The organism is Streptomyces sp. NPDC054770, assembly GCF_053611985.1.
In genome coordinates this window covers 1-15,247 of record NZ_JBSHBL010000013.1, presented here as the reverse complement: position 1 = coordinate 15,247, position 15,247 = coordinate 1, and the positions used below count along the sequence as shown (strand labels likewise).

Annotated in this window: 16 protein-coding genes and 2 pseudogenes; 13 read left to right on the top strand and 5 right to left on the bottom strand. The window is 70.5% G+C overall.

The features are described from left to right. Positions 1-42: 42 nt before the first annotated feature. A complete protein-coding gene (locus ACWGKQ_RS14345; protein ID WP_453292219.1) occupies positions 43-615 on the bottom strand; it encodes a GtrA family protein in 573 nt (190 codons plus the stop codon). Positions 616-869: 254 nt separating this feature from the next. On the opposite strand from ACWGKQ_RS14345, the gene mftR reads away from it, so the two are divergent. Beyond that, entirely contained in the window at positions 870-1,502 is a 633-nt protein-coding gene (mftR, locus tag ACWGKQ_RS14340; protein WP_453292218.1) for a mycofactocin system transcriptional regulator, read from the top strand. On the opposite strand, the gene ACWGKQ_RS14335 is transcribed toward mftR, so the two are convergent. Next, positions 1,411-2,394, bottom strand: a complete 984-nt coding sequence (locus ACWGKQ_RS14335; protein WP_453292217.1) for a LysR family transcriptional regulator — start codon at positions 2,392-2,394, stop codon at positions 1,411-1,413. The two genes, mftR and ACWGKQ_RS14335, sit on opposite strands and share 92 nt — an antisense overlap. Positions 2,395-2,516: 122 nt before the next feature. Between ACWGKQ_RS14335 and ACWGKQ_RS14330 the strand changes: the two genes are divergently transcribed. The 5 genes and pseudogenes from ACWGKQ_RS14330 to ACWGKQ_RS14310 form a co-directional block, all read left to right on the top strand. After that, on the top strand, positions 2,517-3,695 hold the full coding sequence (locus tag ACWGKQ_RS14330) for an aminotransferase class V-fold PLP-dependent enzyme (RefSeq protein ID WP_453292216.1): 1,179 nt from the start codon (positions 2,517-2,519) through the stop codon (positions 3,693-3,695). Between the two features lie 84 nt (positions 3,696-3,779). Next, positions 3,780-4,118, top strand: coding sequence for a DUF6192 family protein (locus ACWGKQ_RS14325; RefSeq protein WP_453292215.1), 339 nt, complete (start codon positions 3,780-3,782; stop codon positions 4,116-4,118). A gap of 2 nt (positions 4,119-4,120) precedes the next feature. After that, on the top strand, positions 4,121-4,381 hold the full coding sequence (locus ACWGKQ_RS14320; protein ID WP_453292214.1) for a hypothetical protein: 261 nt from the start codon (positions 4,121-4,123) through the stop codon (positions 4,379-4,381). A 43-nt stretch (positions 4,382-4,424) separates the two neighbouring features. Next, positions 4,425-5,165: a hypothetical protein gene (locus ACWGKQ_RS14315; RefSeq protein ID WP_453292213.1), complete on the top strand. Its 741-nt coding sequence runs from the start codon at positions 4,425-4,427 to the stop codon at positions 5,163-5,165. A 180-nt stretch (positions 5,166-5,345) separates the two neighbouring features. Continuing rightward, positions 5,346-5,495, top strand: a pseudogene (locus tag ACWGKQ_RS14310) (transposase); the annotation flags it as partial. A 30-nt stretch (positions 5,496-5,525) separates the two neighbouring features. Here ACWGKQ_RS14310 and ACWGKQ_RS14305 read toward each other — a convergent pair. From ACWGKQ_RS14305 to mftG, 3 genes and pseudogenes are all read right to left on the bottom strand, one after another. Continuing rightward, positions 5,526-6,014, bottom strand: a pseudogene (locus tag ACWGKQ_RS14305) (transposase); the annotation flags it as partial. Positions 6,015-6,141: 127 nt separating this feature from the next. After that, entirely contained in the window at positions 6,142-6,738 is a 597-nt protein-coding gene (locus ACWGKQ_RS14300; protein WP_453292212.1) for an HDIG domain-containing metalloprotein, read from the bottom strand. 200 nt (positions 6,739-6,938) lie between these two features. Further along, entirely contained in the window at positions 6,939-8,513 is a 1,575-nt protein-coding gene (mftG, locus tag ACWGKQ_RS14295; RefSeq protein ID WP_453292211.1) for a mycofactocin dehydrogenase MftG, read from the bottom strand. A gap of 183 nt (positions 8,514-8,696) precedes the next feature. On the opposite strand from mftG, the gene mftA reads away from it, so the two are divergent. The 7 genes from mftA (at position 8,697) to ACWGKQ_RS14260 (ending at position 15,151) form a co-directional block, all read left to right on the top strand. Continuing rightward, entirely contained in the window at positions 8,697-8,837 is a 141-nt protein-coding gene (gene mftA, locus ACWGKQ_RS14290; RefSeq protein ID WP_453292210.1) for a mycofactocin precursor MftA, read from the top strand. Between the two features lie 10 nt (positions 8,838-8,847). Then, positions 8,848-9,123, top strand: coding sequence for a mycofactocin biosynthesis chaperone MftB (mftB, locus tag ACWGKQ_RS14285; RefSeq protein ID WP_453292209.1), 276 nt, complete (start codon positions 8,848-8,850; stop codon positions 9,121-9,123). Beyond that, positions 9,120-10,343, top strand: coding sequence for a mycofactocin radical SAM maturase (gene mftC / locus ACWGKQ_RS14280; protein WP_453292208.1), 1,224 nt, complete (start codon positions 9,120-9,122; stop codon positions 10,341-10,343). Before mftB ends, mftC begins: the two co-directional genes overlap by 4 nt. 33 nt (positions 10,344-10,376) lie before the next feature. Then, the gene (gene mftD, locus ACWGKQ_RS14275; protein ID WP_453292207.1) at positions 10,377-11,612 is read left to right on the top strand and encodes a pre-mycofactocin synthase MftD; all 1,236 of its coding nucleotides are present in this window, start codon (positions 10,377-10,379) and stop codon (positions 11,610-11,612) included. A gap of 2 nt (positions 11,613-11,614) precedes the next feature. Continuing rightward, positions 11,615-12,370, top strand: coding sequence for a mycofactocin biosynthesis peptidyl-dipeptidase MftE (gene mftE, locus ACWGKQ_RS14270; RefSeq protein ID WP_453292206.1), 756 nt, complete (start codon positions 11,615-11,617; stop codon positions 12,368-12,370). After that, complete coding sequence (gene mftF, locus ACWGKQ_RS14265; RefSeq protein WP_453292205.1) at positions 12,367-13,752, top strand: mycofactocin biosynthesis glycosyltransferase MftF; 1,386 nt, start codon at positions 12,367-12,369, stop codon at positions 13,750-13,752. The genes mftE and mftF overlap by 4 nt, the downstream gene beginning before the upstream one ends. A gap of 142 nt (positions 13,753-13,894) precedes the next feature. Beyond that, complete coding sequence (locus ACWGKQ_RS14260; protein WP_453292204.1) at positions 13,895-15,151, top strand: amidohydrolase family protein; 1,257 nt, start codon at positions 13,895-13,897, stop codon at positions 15,149-15,151. Positions 15,152-15,247: the final 96 nt, after the last annotated feature.

Genomic DNA, 15,247 nt, shown 5'->3' with positions numbered 1-15,247 from the left:
CACCACTCGTCCGGATCGGCCGCACGGCAGGGCGGGCGCCTGTCAGGAGGGGACGGGCAACGCGATGGCGCGGGGATTGCGGAGCTGTGGCTCCAGCCCCGCCGGGCGTTCGTGATGCCGCGACACCGCGCCGGTGCGTTTCCGCTCGGCGAAGACCCACAGGCGCAGCACGACGAAGCGCCCGATGCCCGCGAGCCCGGAAGCGCCGAGGTAGACGACCTGCTCCCACATCACCCCGCTGGACGGCCGCACGGTGTGCAGGACGAGCACCGCGGCCGAGGTCAGGGCGTAGGCGGCGGTGGCCGACCCGGCCGACTGCCAGTGCTGCCGCCACCCGGCACGCCGCCCGGTCCCGAAGGTGAAGCGGGCGTGCAGCTCCGTGCACAGGAGGGTCGTCGCGACCGTCACCAGCGCGTTCGCCACCGCCCAGGGCATCGAGAGGGCGAGCAGCGTCACGGCTGGGCCGGAGGCGAGACCGACACCTCCGCCACACGCCACGAACCGGACGAACGAAGCCAGCGGTCCAGGGGCGTCCGGAGTCCGGCGCGGCACCGACACCGGCACGAACGACGCTGTCCGTGCCGTCACCGGCTTCGACGAGAGCGTCGGGGTCATGGCGGTTTCCTTCCGGGCGGAGCATGGTGAACCGCGATGAGCGGCTGGTTTCCACGATCCCGTCGCCCGTCGATCCGAACGAGGACGTGGGCTCCCCGACCGGGGGTGTAGCCGGCTCCACCGAGGCCGACGAGGACCGGCGCTTGTCTGTGTCGACCGGTCGAACCGCCCGGCGAACGCGTGCACGGCAGGCCGCCCGCCGGCGCGTGCACCGTGTGCGGTGCTGGTGCCGGCGTCGAAAGAGAGGACCGCGGATGAAGTCGCTCGGGAACGACGCGGCGGCCGGTACGGCGACGATCCGGACGGGCCGGCCTCGCGCGACGTCGCGCGCCGTACTCGAACGACTGGGCTTCGAACTGTTCGCGCGGCAGGGGTTCGACGGCACGACGGTCGACGACATCGCCGACACGGCGGGTATCGGCCGCCGCACCTTCTTCCGCTACTTCGCCTCCAAGAACGACCTCGTGTGGGGCGACTTCGAAAAGCAACTGGCCAGGCTTGAGGCCCCGCTCGCGGCCGCTGATCCGGAGGTGCCGATGATGGACGCGTTGCGCAAGGCGGTCGTCGAGTTCAACCGGTTCGACCCGGCGGTCGTGCCCTGGCACCGGCAGCGCATGACGCTCATCCTGCGGGTGCCGACACTGCAGGCGGACTCGGCCGTGCGCTACGCGTCATGGCGAGCGCTCGTCACCGAGTTCGCCGCACGGCGCCTGAACCGGCCCGTGTCCGACCTGCTGCCCCGGCTGATCGGCAGTACCGTCCTGGCCGCGTGTGTCGCCGCCTACGAGCAGTGGCTCACGGACGAGGACGCCGACCTGTGCCGTCTGCTGGATCTGGCCATCCGCCAACTCGCCGCCGGATACGCGGAGTCGGCCCTTCGGGCGTAAGGCCGGTGCGGGCGGGCGGTTCGCCGATCGCGTAGCGGATCGCGGTGAGGAAGGCCTGGATCAGGGGGTGCTCCCCGGCTCCGGCGCGTACGGTCGCGAGTACGGTGCGCGTGTGGCCGGCGGAGCCGTCGAGGATGACGCCGGGGGTGCGGTCGAACCACAGCATGTCGGGCAGGAAGGCCGCCGCGTGTCCCTGCTCGACCAGCCGTGCGTGGACCAGCATGTCCGCGGACACGTAAGCGACGTCGGGCTCGAACCCGGCGGCGTGACAGACGGCCGCCGCCCAGGCCCGGGCGGGCGTGCCGGCGGGTTCCATCACCCAGGGGTGCTCGGCCAGATCAGCGAGCGACACCACGGGTGCCGGGGTTGCCAGCCGCATGGCGTCCTCGCACAGCAGGTGGTGCTCGAACTCGGAGGCGCGAGCCGGTGGCGCGTGCCCGGGAAACGTCTCGTCGATCACGAGGTCGAAGTCCCGGGCAAGCAGACCGGGCAGCGAGGTGTGGGGCTCGGCCTGGGTGGCCTCCACCCTTGTCCGGGGATGGTTCTCCCGCAGCCAGGTCAATGCGACGGGCATCAGTGCGAGCATCGCGGTCTGGAAGGCCGCCACCCTGATCGTCCCGGACACCTCCCGCAACGAGGCCGCGATCTCCGCCTCGGCGCGCTCCAGCTCCCGCAGCGCCTTCTCCGTGCGGGCGACGAGGATCTCCGCCTGCGGTGTCAGCCGGACCCCCCGGCCTTCCCGCTCCAGCAGCGGAGCGCCGACTTCGGACTCCAGCAGCGTCAGTTGCTGGGAGACAGCCGAGGGACTGTAGGACATGGCCGAGGCGACAGCAGCCAGCGTGCCGCGGTACTTCAGCTCCCGCAGCACCGCCAGGCGACGCATGTTGTACACGCCCCTCACCTCATTCATCAGATTCTTTTACCTGTCTACTCCAGAAACATTCACTTTACTCAAGAGAGGTGCTTTGGGACCGTGAAGGCAGAGCAGCACCGTACGGATGGGAAATAAAGGGCATGGACATCGAGGCGCTCCGCCAGGACACCCCGGGCACCGCGAACCGGATTCACCTCAACAACGCGGGCGCAGGCCTGCTGTCGCGTCAGACACTCGGGGCCATGACGTCCCATCTGGAACTGGAGGCCGCGATCGGCGGCTACGAGGCCGCGGGCCAGGAACGGGACCGCATTGATGCCGTCTACGGGCGCATCGCCCGACTGGTGGGCGGGCAGGCGGAGGAGATCGCGCTGTTCGACAACTCCACCCACGCCTGGAATGCCGCGTTCTACTCCATGACGTTCAAGCCGGGCGACCGCATCCTCACCGGCCGGGCCGAGTACGGCAGCAGCGTTCTGGCCTACCTGCAGACAGCCCAGCGCACCGGAGCCGAGGTCGTCGTCGTCCCCAACGACGAGTCCGGCCGGCTCGACACCGCCGCCCTCGCGAACCTGATCGACGACCGCACCAAGCTGGTGGGCATCGCCCACGTCCCCACCAGCGGCGGTTTGGTCAACCCGGCCGCCGAGATCGGACGCATCACCCGTGCCGCCGGCGTTCCCTTCCTCCTCGACGCCACCCAGTCCGTCGGCCAGTTCCCCGTGGACGTCACCGAGCTCGGCTGCGACATGCTCACCGCCACCGGCCGCAAGTTCCTGCGCGGCCCGCGCGGCACGGGCTTCCTGTGGGTGCGCCCCGAGGCACTGGCATATCTGGAGCCGCACGTGACCGAGATCGCCGCGGCCACCTGGGACGGCAAGCGCGGTTTCACCTGGCACGACGGTGCGCAGCGTTTCGAGACATGGGAGGTCGCCTACGCCAACGTCCTGGGTCTGAGCGCCGCCGTCCAGCAGGCCCTGGACCTCGGCATGGACGAGATCGGCCGACGCACCCTCGCCCTCGGCGCCCGTCTGCGCGACCGGCTGGACGCCGTGCCCGGCATCACCACCTACGACCTCGGGCGGCAGCGGTGCGCGATCGTCACCTGCAAGGTCGACAACATGGCCACGGCCGATGTCGCGGCCGCCCTCACCGGGCACGGCATCAACGTCAGCACCACCGACCCGGTGCAGACCCAGTTCGACACCGAGGACCGGGACGTCCACCCGCTGGTACGGCTTTCGCCGCACTACTACAACACCGAGGCCGAGATCGACCGCGCCGTCGAAGTACTCGCCGAACTCGCTGCGGCCCGCTAGGCGGGTCCGGCGAATTCCGCTGCGGTTCGGCAGCGCCCCAGAAGGGGCCCGGGGCAACTGCGCGACCAGCCAGGCCCGACGGGGATGCGGGACGACACCACCCGGATGCTCGTCAACCGTGCGCAGTTCGACAACTCGAACGGGACGCGCGAGCGGATCCGGGAGCGCACCCCGGCTGTCCGTGCGATCGAGCACACCATCGAGTACCTCGACTCGGTCGGCTCCTGCCACGGCTTCGTGGCCACGCTCGGCCGCCTGATCCCGCAGCTGCGCGGGCAGGAGTTCACCGAGGACGAGCGCGAGACGGTGCGCCGGCAGATCGGCCGGGTCCGCGCCGCGGCGGACTGGCTCGAACGCGCCCTCGAAAACGGCGAGTTCACCCTGGACGAGCAGCTCGTGCAGCTTCTCAAAGGCGAGGAGTAGCCGTGCCGCGGCGCCGGGAGGCCCGGCCCCTGGCCGGGCACTACGGCGACCTGGTCCGCGTCGCCTTGATGGAAGCATGCCCCGCGGGCCTGCACACCTACCAGCTCATGGCCGCCACCCGCCTGACCCGCTCGCAGGTCGGCCGCGGCATCCGGCACGTCCGCGACGTCGTCGCTGCGGAGAACCTGACCCCGATCACCTGGACCCGCGCCATCACCGTGCAGACTTCTGGGGGATCGAAGCGACTCGACCCGATACCGTGAGGGCCTACGAATCCACACCCTGACATGGAAAAAGAAGTGCAGGATGCACATCCTGGATGACCCCGCCGGTCTTTCCACCCGTGCCCAGAGTCTGCTCGAACGAACCGGTCGGCGCGATCATCAGCAGGAACCCCGACTCTCCACAGAGTTCCTGCGGCTCCGGGACCGCGTTGGCCAGTTGATTCCCACACCCATGATGCTCGTCATCCGCCGGGAAGGATTCGAGCAGAGATACGGCGGACTCCGCTACCAGGTGCGGAGCAGTTACACCATCCAGGGCGAACGCCACGACACGCTCCGCGAGTGGCACTACGACCTGGGCCAGCGTATGGCGACCGGCTCTACCCACGGCTGGTACTTCGATTGGTTCGGAGAACGTGTCTCCTCTCCAGTGCGCTACCTGGTGCACACGGACGGACGAGTCGGAGTGGACGACGGAGGCGGCACGTTCCTCGAAATCGCCCCGTCTCTCCCGGCGCTCATCGAATCCCATGCCCTCACCGACACGGTCTCGACCTGGGACCGCATCACAGCCGAGGTGGACAGCTCCGCACTCGCCGAGCAACTCGTCGGTCTCACCGACGTCCCCGAGGCCTCAGGGCCCACCATCCGGTGGCGCCTGTCCGACAATGTCGCGGTCGAGGAGTTCCGGAACTGGAGCAGCGAGACACCGCGTCGTTGGCGCGCATTCATCTGGAGCCGAAGCCAGACTGGCCGACGCCAAATTGAAGAAGCCGCTGTCCGAGCAGCGGCAATGCAGCAGACGATGACAGTCACCGGATGATGACCGCTGCCTGACAAAGCTGATTCCACAGAACCCCGTGGGAGACGGTCTACGGGTTTATCTGGCGGTGGAACCGGGCCGGGGTCGTCACCTACATCCGTGACCAGCTTCGGTGCCGGATCCGTACCAGCAAGGGCCGCTGCCCCCACCCGGTCACGCTGATCGTCGACTCCCAGTCGGGTCAAGGGTGCCTCCACCGTCGGCCGCAACAGCCGCGGCTACGACGCCGCGAAGAAAATCGACGGCCGCAAACGACATATCACCGTGGACACGCCCGGTCTGCCGGTGATGATCACGGTGACACCCGCCGACGCCCAGGACCGCGACGCCGCCCGCGACGTGTTCTGGCGCCTGCGCCTCACCCAGCCGCAGCGCGTCCAGGATCTGGCACCACGAGGTCCGGCCCGATTCGAGCGCGGCGACGAACGAGTAGGACCAGCCGGGCACGAACTGGTCCGACGAGCGTCAGCTGCGGCCGTAGACATGACAGAACAAGCGGTCCGGACTGGTCGGCGCGTCCGGCCGGAGCCAGTGGGTGACGTCCACCGCCAGGACCAGGCGTTCGTCGGCGGCCTTGGGCTGCGGCAGCCCGGCCAGCACCTGCCGCGGTTGGGACACATCGACATTCCCGCTGTTCAGTGCGTCGTACATCGCGCCGTGCCCGCGCCGGTGCTCAGCCGTCAGTGTGAGGTCCACCGGTGTGGTCACGGGCCTGTCCGCGCACAGCAACGCGTCGGTCAGCTCGAACGGCGTGTCCCCGCGCACGGTCAGGCAGTCGAAGAAGTCGTCCCGGAAGTGTGATGCCACCGCGAACGCTTCACGCCGGACATCGTGATGCAGCAGGCTCATTCCTCCACGGCCTTCGTACTGGTCAAGTGCCTCTTTGGTCGGAGCACAGGATCAGACGGAGGCCGTGTTCCACGCCCCCGGAATCCCCGTACGAACGATCATGTTCGGGGCATCGTTCGACTCGACCTCAGGCTTGGCGGTGACCGAACTCATCTCTGATGGCCGTGAGGTCGGGTTCGCCGAACTGGACCTGCAGTCGGTGGAATGTGCGGACTTTGGCGCTTCCAAATCTCTGCAGGTACGCGGTGTAGGAGCTGGCAGTGAGAAATTTCGGGGGTGTGGTCTTGCTGTGAAATTTGTCCGCGTACATCACCATTTGCTCTTCCATGGTCACGGCCAAGTAGTCGGCTACCGGCAGATCCAGCCGCTGTTCACGGATGTCGTGCCCGGTGAGACCGACTCCTGTGTGGCAGGAGCAGAAGCGGCGGAGGCGCTCTGGGAAGCCCTCCTGGCGGAGGATCTCGTGGCCGACGATTCCGTGGCGGATGTAGTTGCTGTGATCGAGACGTCCGGCATGGTCGTAGAGCCGGTAGACACCGATGTCGTGGAGCAGTGCGCCTGCACGCACAAGGGCAGTATCAAGCTGGAGGACAGTGCGAGCCATGAGTTGCTCTGCGATGCGGCAGATGATCTCGCAGTGCGTGTACACGAGGTCGAGAGCCTCACGCGTCGGTGCGTACTTCTCGTGCAGTGCACGCGTCTCTTGGACCGTCGGCAGGGTCACCGCGGCAGCGTAACAACCTTTCGCACAGCCGAATGAGCCGTTCACCCCACGAGTGAGGGCAACCTAAGCAGCTCACGCTGGAGGTTGAAGAGCAAGCTTAGCCACCTGCACTCCGGCCACCGCGAAAACTCGCAGCAGCGCCCCGGACACGCCTGCCGGCCACTGCTGCGGATTTTTGGCCTGTCTGGGTCGTGCCTCGTTCAGGACATACCGCGCCGCATGGCGTCGGCGACCACCTCGCCGACGAGGACGGCGGTGGCCGCCGGTCCCCGCAACGGGGGCGTCGGCAGGATCGAGGTGTCCGCTACCCGCAGACCGTCGACGCCGTGCACCCTTCCGTAGGGGTCGACCGCCGCCCGGGGATCGTCCGCGGGGCCCAGGGGGACCGTCCCACAGGTGTGATGCGCTGTACCGAGATGCCCGAGGATCCACTGGTCGAGCAGGAGGTCGTCCGCCAGCACCGCCGCCGTCGGCTCCGTGAGACCCCCGCAGACCTCCCTGAAGTCACTCGTGCCGGTCAACTCGGCGGTGACACGGACCGCTTCGCGCAGGCGCCGCCGGTCCGCCGCGGTCGCCAGATAGCCGTAGGCGAGGCCCGGAGGTGTCGCGGGATCTGCGGAACGGGTGCGCAGCCGGCCGCTCAGCCGCGGTGTCTGGACGGAGACGAGGAACGCCAGAGGCGCGCCGGGGACGGACACCTTCCCGCGGGTCAGCCCGGCCATGGGGACCAGGGACTGCAGGACCTCCAGGTCGCCCGGATGGCTCCCGTCCGAAGAGCTCAGGTGCAGGACCCCGCCGAGCCATGAGCCGGAGGGCATTTCCAGTGGGCGCCGGGGCACCCACTCCAGGACCACCTGGGGATGGTCGCCGAACCGGGCTCCGACGGCCGGAGCGTCCCTGACGACGGCGATCCCGAGGGCCTCCAGGTCACGGCGCGGCCCGATGCCCGACAGGTGGAGCAGCTGGGGAGAGCCGAACGCCCCCGCGCAGAGCACGACTTCGCCACCGCGGAGCACTCGGCGGCGCCCATGGCGCTCGACCTCCACACCGGTGGCGTGGTTCCGCTCGACGACGACCCTGCGGACCGTACTGTCTCCTTCCACCCGGAGGTTGGGGCGGTCCAGGGCGCCGAGCAGGTAGCTGATGCCGGTGTTGACGCGTACCCCGTCCACGGCGTTGGACGGCACCGGGCCGAACCCCGGCGGATCCTGGGCGTTCTTGTCCGGCTCCTCGGGAAAGCCCAGCCGATGCGCGGCCGCCCGGAACGCGACGGCGGCGGGATGGCGGAGTTCCGTGCGGCGGACGCGTACCGGCCCGTGGCCGCCGTGCAGTGCGCCGGCACCGTGGTCGAGGTCGGTCTCCAGAGCGCGGAGAAACGGAAGCACCCGGTCGTACGACCAGACCGCGCCGCCCGCGTCCGCCCAGCGTGCGAAGTCGGCCCGGCGGGCGCGGACGAAGTACCCGCCGTTGACGGTGGTCGAGCCGCCGAGCCAGCGCCCCCGGACGACGGTGTATGGACGCGTCGGGGTGAGGTGTACGTCGTACGGCAGGACGGCCGGGTGCCCGGGCTGGGCGCCGGGCACGAGCCGTGCGTCCAGCAACTCGGGTGCGAACACCGACGAACTGCGCGGCACCGGGCCCGCCTCCAGCACCAGCACGGTGCGGCCGGCGTCCTCGCTCAGTCGTGCCGCGAGTGCGGCACCGCTGCCGCCGGCACCCACCACGATGACGTCCGCGCCGCTTGCCCGGTCGGCCCGGTGCTCCGTCCGCCTCATGGACACGTGATTGAAGACGCACCGACCCCTGCGCGCGGTGACCTGTCCCGCTGACCGGGACAGCCTCGGGTGCTCGGCGTAGCGGTGACCTAGCGTCAGGTGCGCCAGACGAGTCGGCGGCGCGGACCGCCCTGGTTCTGGCATCGAGTGCCATTGGGTTCCCCGCATCCGAGGGAGAGTCGCATGAACGAACTCCGCTCCACCGTGCCCGAAGAGGCGGCCTTCGACGCCGAGCACGACCAGGACGGTGCCCTGCCGCCACTGATCGAGGCCGAGGACCTCCTGGAGGAGATCTCCATCGACGGCATGTGCGGCGTCTACTAGGCGTCGCCGGATGACACGGCTGGACCTCGACCGCGCCTGGGACCTGCATCCGCAGGTCTCGGTGCGTCCCGAACCCTTCGGTGCGCTGCTCTACCACTTCGGCACCCGAAGGCTGACCTTCCTCAAGGACCGCCGGCTGCTCGCGGTCGTACAGCACCTCGCCCACGCCCGGACGGCCCGGGCCGCCTGTCTGGCCGCAGGCGTCGCCGAAGGCGAACTGGCCCGGTACGGCAGGGCCCTGGCCGCACTCGCCGACGCGTCGATGCTCGTCGGAAGGACCACATGACCACCGCACCCACGACCGTCGGGCCCACGCCCCGGACACCACGGCTGGTCGACCTGTTCGAGCACGGACTCGACGCCCCGATCTGCCTCACCTGGGAGCTGACCTACGCCTGCAACCTGGCCTGCGCCCACTGTCTGTCCAGCTCCGGCCGACGCGACCCGAGGGAGCTGAGCACGGCGGAGGCCGAGGCGGTCATCGACGAACTGGAGGCCATGCAGGTCTTCTACGTCAACATCGGTGGCGGCGAACCCACCGTCCGCCCCGACTTCTGGGAGCTCCTGGACTACGCCACGGCACACCACGTGGGGGTGAAGTTCTCCACCAACGGCGTCCGGATCACTCCCGAAACCGCCGCGCGGCTCGCCCGCAACGACTACGTGGACGTCCAGATCTCGCTCGACGGCGCGACCGCCGACGTCAACGACGCGGTACGCGGCCCCGGTTCGTACGCCACGGCGCTGCGGGCGCTGGAGCACCTCGCCTCCGCCGGAATGCGCAACTTCAAGATCTCCGTGGTCTGCACTCGGCACAACATCACCCAGCTAGACGACTTCAAGGCACTTGCCGACCGCTTCGGAGCCCAACTGCGCCTGACCCGGCTGCGCCCCTCCGGACGCGGCGCGGACGTCTGGGACGACCTGCACCCGACGGCCGCGCAGCAACGCGAGCTGTACGACTGGCTGCTCGCCCACGGCGACAACGTGCTGACCGGGGACTCCTTCTTCCACCTCTCCGCCTACGGTCAGGCGCTCCCCGGCCTGAACCTGTGCGGTGCCGGGCGGGTCGTCTGCCTGATCGACCCGGTCGGCGACGTGTACGCCTGCCCGTTCGCCATCCACGAGGAGTTCCTCGCCGGCAACGTCCGCGAGACGGGCGGCTTCGCCGCAGTGTGGCGGGACTCCGAGCTGTTCCGGCGACTGCGTGCCCCGCAGCACGGCGGAGCCTGCGCCTCCTGCGCGTTCTACGACACCTGCAAGGGCGGATGCATGGCAGCGAAGTTCTTCACCGGCCTTCCGCTGGACGGCCCGGATCCCGAGTGCGTGCAGGGACACGGCGAGCAGCGGCTCGCGGGGGGCCGGGACGGCCGGCCACGCCCGTCCGCGGACCATTCCCGGCGCCCGCGGCCGGTGGACCTCGTCCTCACCCGCCGCGAGGACCCGGCCCGGCCTCCGGTGAGCGACTGCGCCCAGGACCCGCTGGCCGGGCTCCGACTGACCTGAGGACCCGATCTCCGAATCTCCGAGGAGTGGCAGATGCGACGCCGGAACCCCTGGTTCGAATCGGTCGCCGAGGCACAGCGACGGGCCGAGAGGAGACTGCCGAGCACGGTCTACGGCGCGCTCGTCGCGGGCTCGGAGCGCGGGCGGACGATCGACGCCAACATCGCGGCCTTCGCCGAACTGGGCTTCGCCCCGCGGCTCGTGGGCCACCACGCCGAGCGCGATCTGTCCACGACCGTGCTGGGCGTACCGACGGCCCTTCCCGTGCTCATCTCACCGACCGGCGTCCAGGCGGTGGACCCGGAAGGGGAGGTGGCCGTGGCCCACGCAGCGGCCGGACGGGGCGTCATCATGGGCCTGAGCTCGTTCGCGAGCAGACCGGTGGAAGAGGTCACCGCCGCCAATCCGAACACCTTCTTCCAGCTGTACTGGAGCGGTACCCGGGACACGATGGTGCAGCGCATGGACCGGGCCAGGGCGGCGGGCGCCAAGGCGCTGATCGTCACTCTCGACTGGTCCTTCTCGCACGGACGGGACTGGGGGAGTCCGGCCATCCCGGACCGCATCGACTGGAGAACCGCGCTGCGCTTCGCCCCCGACGTCCTGCCCCGCCCGGGCTGGCTGTGGCGGTACGCGAGGTCCGGCCGGGTCCCCGACCTCACGGTGCCCAACCTGCGGCCACCCGGCGGCGACGCCCCCACGTTCTTCGGCGCCTACGGCGAATGGATGCAGACCACGCCGCCGACCTGGGAGGACGTCAGGTGGCTGCGGGAGGAGTGGGGCGGGCCCTTCCTCCTGAAGGGCGTGACCCGGCTGGACGACGCCAAACGGGCCGTCGACGCAGGCGTTTCGGGACTGTCGGTGTCCAACCACGGCGGGAACAACCTGGACACCACCCCGGCCGTCATCCGGGTCCTGCCCTCCGTCGCGGCGGCGGTCGGCCACCAGGTGGAGGTCCTCCTCGACGGCGGCGTACGGCGCGGCGGGGACGTGGCGAAGGCACTCGCCCTCGGCGCCCGTGCCGTGCTGATCGGCCGCGCCTGCCTCTGGGGCCTCGCGGCCAACGGACAGGCCGGCGTCGAGAACGTGCTGGACATCCTGCGCGGCGGGCTCGACTCGGCCGTGCTGGGCCTCGGGCACTCCCGCGTCGACGAGTTGGGGCCCGGGGATCTGGTGATACCGCCGGGCTTCCCGCTGACCCTGGGCGGCGGGGACCTCCCGGTGCCCGCCGAGGCCGTCTTGGCCCACCTCGAATCACCGGTCACCTGAGCATGCCGGAGGACACCGGCCTGCGAGACCTCTCGGACGCCGTCTGGCCGGCCGTCCCGTCCGGTGCGCTCGTCCTGGTTCCGGTCGGGTCCACCGAACAGCACGGCCCGCACCTGCCGCTGGACACCGACACCGTGGTCGCCCACGCGGTCGCCCGGCGGACGGCCGACGCCCTCGCCACAGGACCGTACGGCCCACCGCTGGTGGCACCGCCGCTCGCGTACGGCGCCAGCGGCGAACACGCGGACTTCCCGGGCACCGTCTCGATCGGGCACGAGGCGCTGCACGCGGTGATCGTGGAGCTGGCGCGCTCGCTGTTCCTGTGGGCGGGCCGCGTCGTGTTCGTCAACGGCCACGGCGGCAACACGGCCGCCCTCGGCAGGGCCGTCGGTCTGCTGCGTGCCGAGGGCCACGACGCGGCCTGGACCTGCTGCGAGGTACTGGGCGGCGACGCGCACGCCGGCCGGGCGGAGACCGCACTGCTGCTGCACCTGACACCCGACCGGGTACGCCTCGACGAGGCCGTCGCCGGTGACACCCGGCCGCTCTCCGTCCTCCTGCCGGAGCTGATGGCCCGGGGCGTCCGTGCGGTCTCCTCCTCCGGTGTGCTCGGCGATCCCGCCGGCGCCTCGGCCGAGGAGGGCCGTCGGGCGATGGCAGCGATGGTGTCCGCAACCGTCGCCCGGATCAGCGCGTGGACCTGCGACGAGCAGGGCCGTCTCGGCGATCCGACCCGCCCGGAGGCCGCAGGTCCATGACACTTCCCATCGGTTTCGTGGTCCAACTGGACCGGCACACCCGGGTCGTCGACGGGGGCAGGGCTCTCCTCGGCGGGTTCCCGACCCGGCTGCTGCGGCTGACACCGCGGGCCCGGCGGCTCCTCGTGGACCGGACGATTCCCGTACGGGACACGGCGAGCGCGTTCCTCGCGGACCGGCTGCTGGCGTGTGGCATGGCCCACCCCGTCGCCGCAGCGCTGCCCGTACCCCCGGATCCCCGCTGCACGGTCGTGATCCCGGTGCGGGACCGCCCGCGCCAACTGGACCGGCTGCTGCGGAGCATCGGCACGGACCATCCGGTGATCGTGGTGGACGACGCCTCACGTCGCCCGGCGGCCGTGGCCGCCGTCGCCGCCCGGCACGGCGCCCGACTGGTCGCCCTGACCACGAACGTCGGACCCGCCGGCGCCCGCAACGCCGGGCTCCGTCTCGTCACCACCCCGTATGTGGTCTTCGCCGACTCCGACATCGTGCTCGACGCCGACACGGTCCCGACCCTGCTCCGGCACTTCGCCGATCCCCGGGTCGCCATGGCCATACCACGCATCACCGGCCTGCCCAACACCGCCACGACCTGGATCGAACGGTACGAGAACGGCCGGTCCTCCCTCGACCTCGGCGCACATCCGGCGCCGGTCCGCCCCGGCACGCCCGTGTCCTGGGCGTCCTCGGCCTGCGTGGTGGCGCGGGTCGACATGCTGGGGGAGGGCTTCGACGACGGCATGCGGGTCGGGGAGGACGTCGACCTGTGCTGGCGGCTGGTCGATGCGGGCCTGCGGGTCCGCTACGAGCCGGTGGTCCGGGCCGCCCACGAGCACCGGGTGCGCGTGGGGGACTGGCTGCTGCGCAAGGCCGTGTACGGGACCGGGGCCCAGCCCCTCGCCGAGCGGCACCCGGACTTCATCGCGCCCGCCGTGTTCGCCCCGTGGAGCCTGGTGTTCGTCACCGCGCTGCTCGCCCAGCGCCGTTGGTCGGTGCCGGCCGCGGGGGCCGTCCTCGGGGTGGCCACCGTGCGCATCGCCCGCAAGCTGGACGGCACCCGGCATCCGTACCGGCTGGCCGCGCGGCTCACCGCCAACGGTGCCCTCGGCACCTTGTCGCAGGCCTCCGCGCTGCTGACCCGCCACTGGTGGCCGCTCACGGCTGCCGGGTGCACGGTTTCCCGCCGGGTGCGCAGGGCCGTGGTGGTCGCCGCGCTGGCCGACGTGGCACTCGAGTACCGGCACGAAAAGGTTCCCCTCGACCCCCTCCGCTACGCCGTCGCCCGCCGTCTCGACGACCTCGCCTACGGGGCCGGCGTGTGGCTCTCGGCCCTGAGGGGCCGCTCCACCGGCGCGCTGCGGCCGCGCGTCACCCGCTGACGCGATGCCGACGCGACATTCCGTACCCTCAATTATTGACTCGACCGATCGGTACAGTTAACTTCGTAGGCAAGCCCGGGTGAGTCCTGCAGCGAACGACGCGGTTCGAAAAGGGGTACTGCCTGTGTTCAAGGAATTTGTCGTGTCCGGTGACTCGCACATCATCGAGCCGGTCGATCTCTTCAAGACCCGGTTGCCCAAGCGCCTCCGTGAACGGGCCCTGTGGGAAGAGGAGTTCACCCTGGACGAGCCGATCGTTCCGGGCGGCCACACGGAGTTCAAGAAGCTCCACACCATCGGCTTCGACGGCTGGACCATCTCCAAGTACCGCCAGCACGGCGGGGAGACCCCGGACGGGGAGCCGGAGCACATCATCCGCGACATGGACCTCGACGGCGTCGACGCGTCGGTCATGTTCCCCAACCTCTCGCTGTTCGTCCTGTTCACGGATGACCACGAACTGTCGATGGCCCATGCGCGCGTGTGGAACGACTACCTCGCCGAGCGCTACCTCCCGCACCGGGACCGCCTGCGCCCCACGGCGGCGATCCCCCTCACCCGCATCCCCGACGCGGTCGCCGAGATCGAGCGGTGCGCCCGGCTGGGGATCGGCGCGATCCTGCTGCCCGACATCCCGCCGGTGCCCTACTGGTCGCCGGAGTACGACCCGGTGTGGGCCGCTGCCCAGGCCAACGGCATGCCGGTCTTCTTCCATGTCGCCACCGGCGGGGTCAAGGTCAGGGAGAACGTCTCGGATACCGCGGTCACGGTCCGGGGCCTGATGACCTCCATGAACATGGGCAAGGGCCAGCTGACCGACGCCATGGTGGCGAGCCGCACCATGAGCGCCGGGGGCAGCGGTGCGGCCGGTCCGCAGGGGATCATCGCCGACCTGGTGGCCGGCGGCGCCTGCGAACGCTTCCCCGACCTGCACTTCAACCTCATCGAGTACAGCGCCGGCTGGCTGGTCTCCTACATGGGGTTCATGGACAAACTCTGGAAGACCGGCACCGGCCAGGACCCCGACTGGTGGCTCGGCTTCTGGGACGACTCGCGCTCGCCGAAGGAACAGCCCGCGATGGGACGGCTGTTCGCCGTGAACAGCCGCTGGCCGCACCCGCTCAAGCCCAGTGAGTACGTCCGGCGCCAGATCCATGTGCAGTTCGCCGACGACCCCACAGCGGTCAAGGCCCGCCACATCACCGGCCTGTCGACGATCATGTGGGGCAACGACTACCCGCACGCGGAGGGCACCTTCCGCAGCAGCGCCGACTGTGTCGCCGAGAACTTCGTGGACGTCCCCGACACGGACCGCGCGGCGATCCTGGGCGGCACGCTCGCCGGGATCGTGGGCTTCGACCCGAGCCGGAAGCTGGCTCCCGTCCCCCAGGGCACCTGAACCGCGACCGAGTGCCGGACCGGCCTCGGAGCGACCGGGCTGCGGGGGCGGCGTCGCCGCCGGCCCCCCCCCCCCGGGAAGTCACCCCACCCCAGC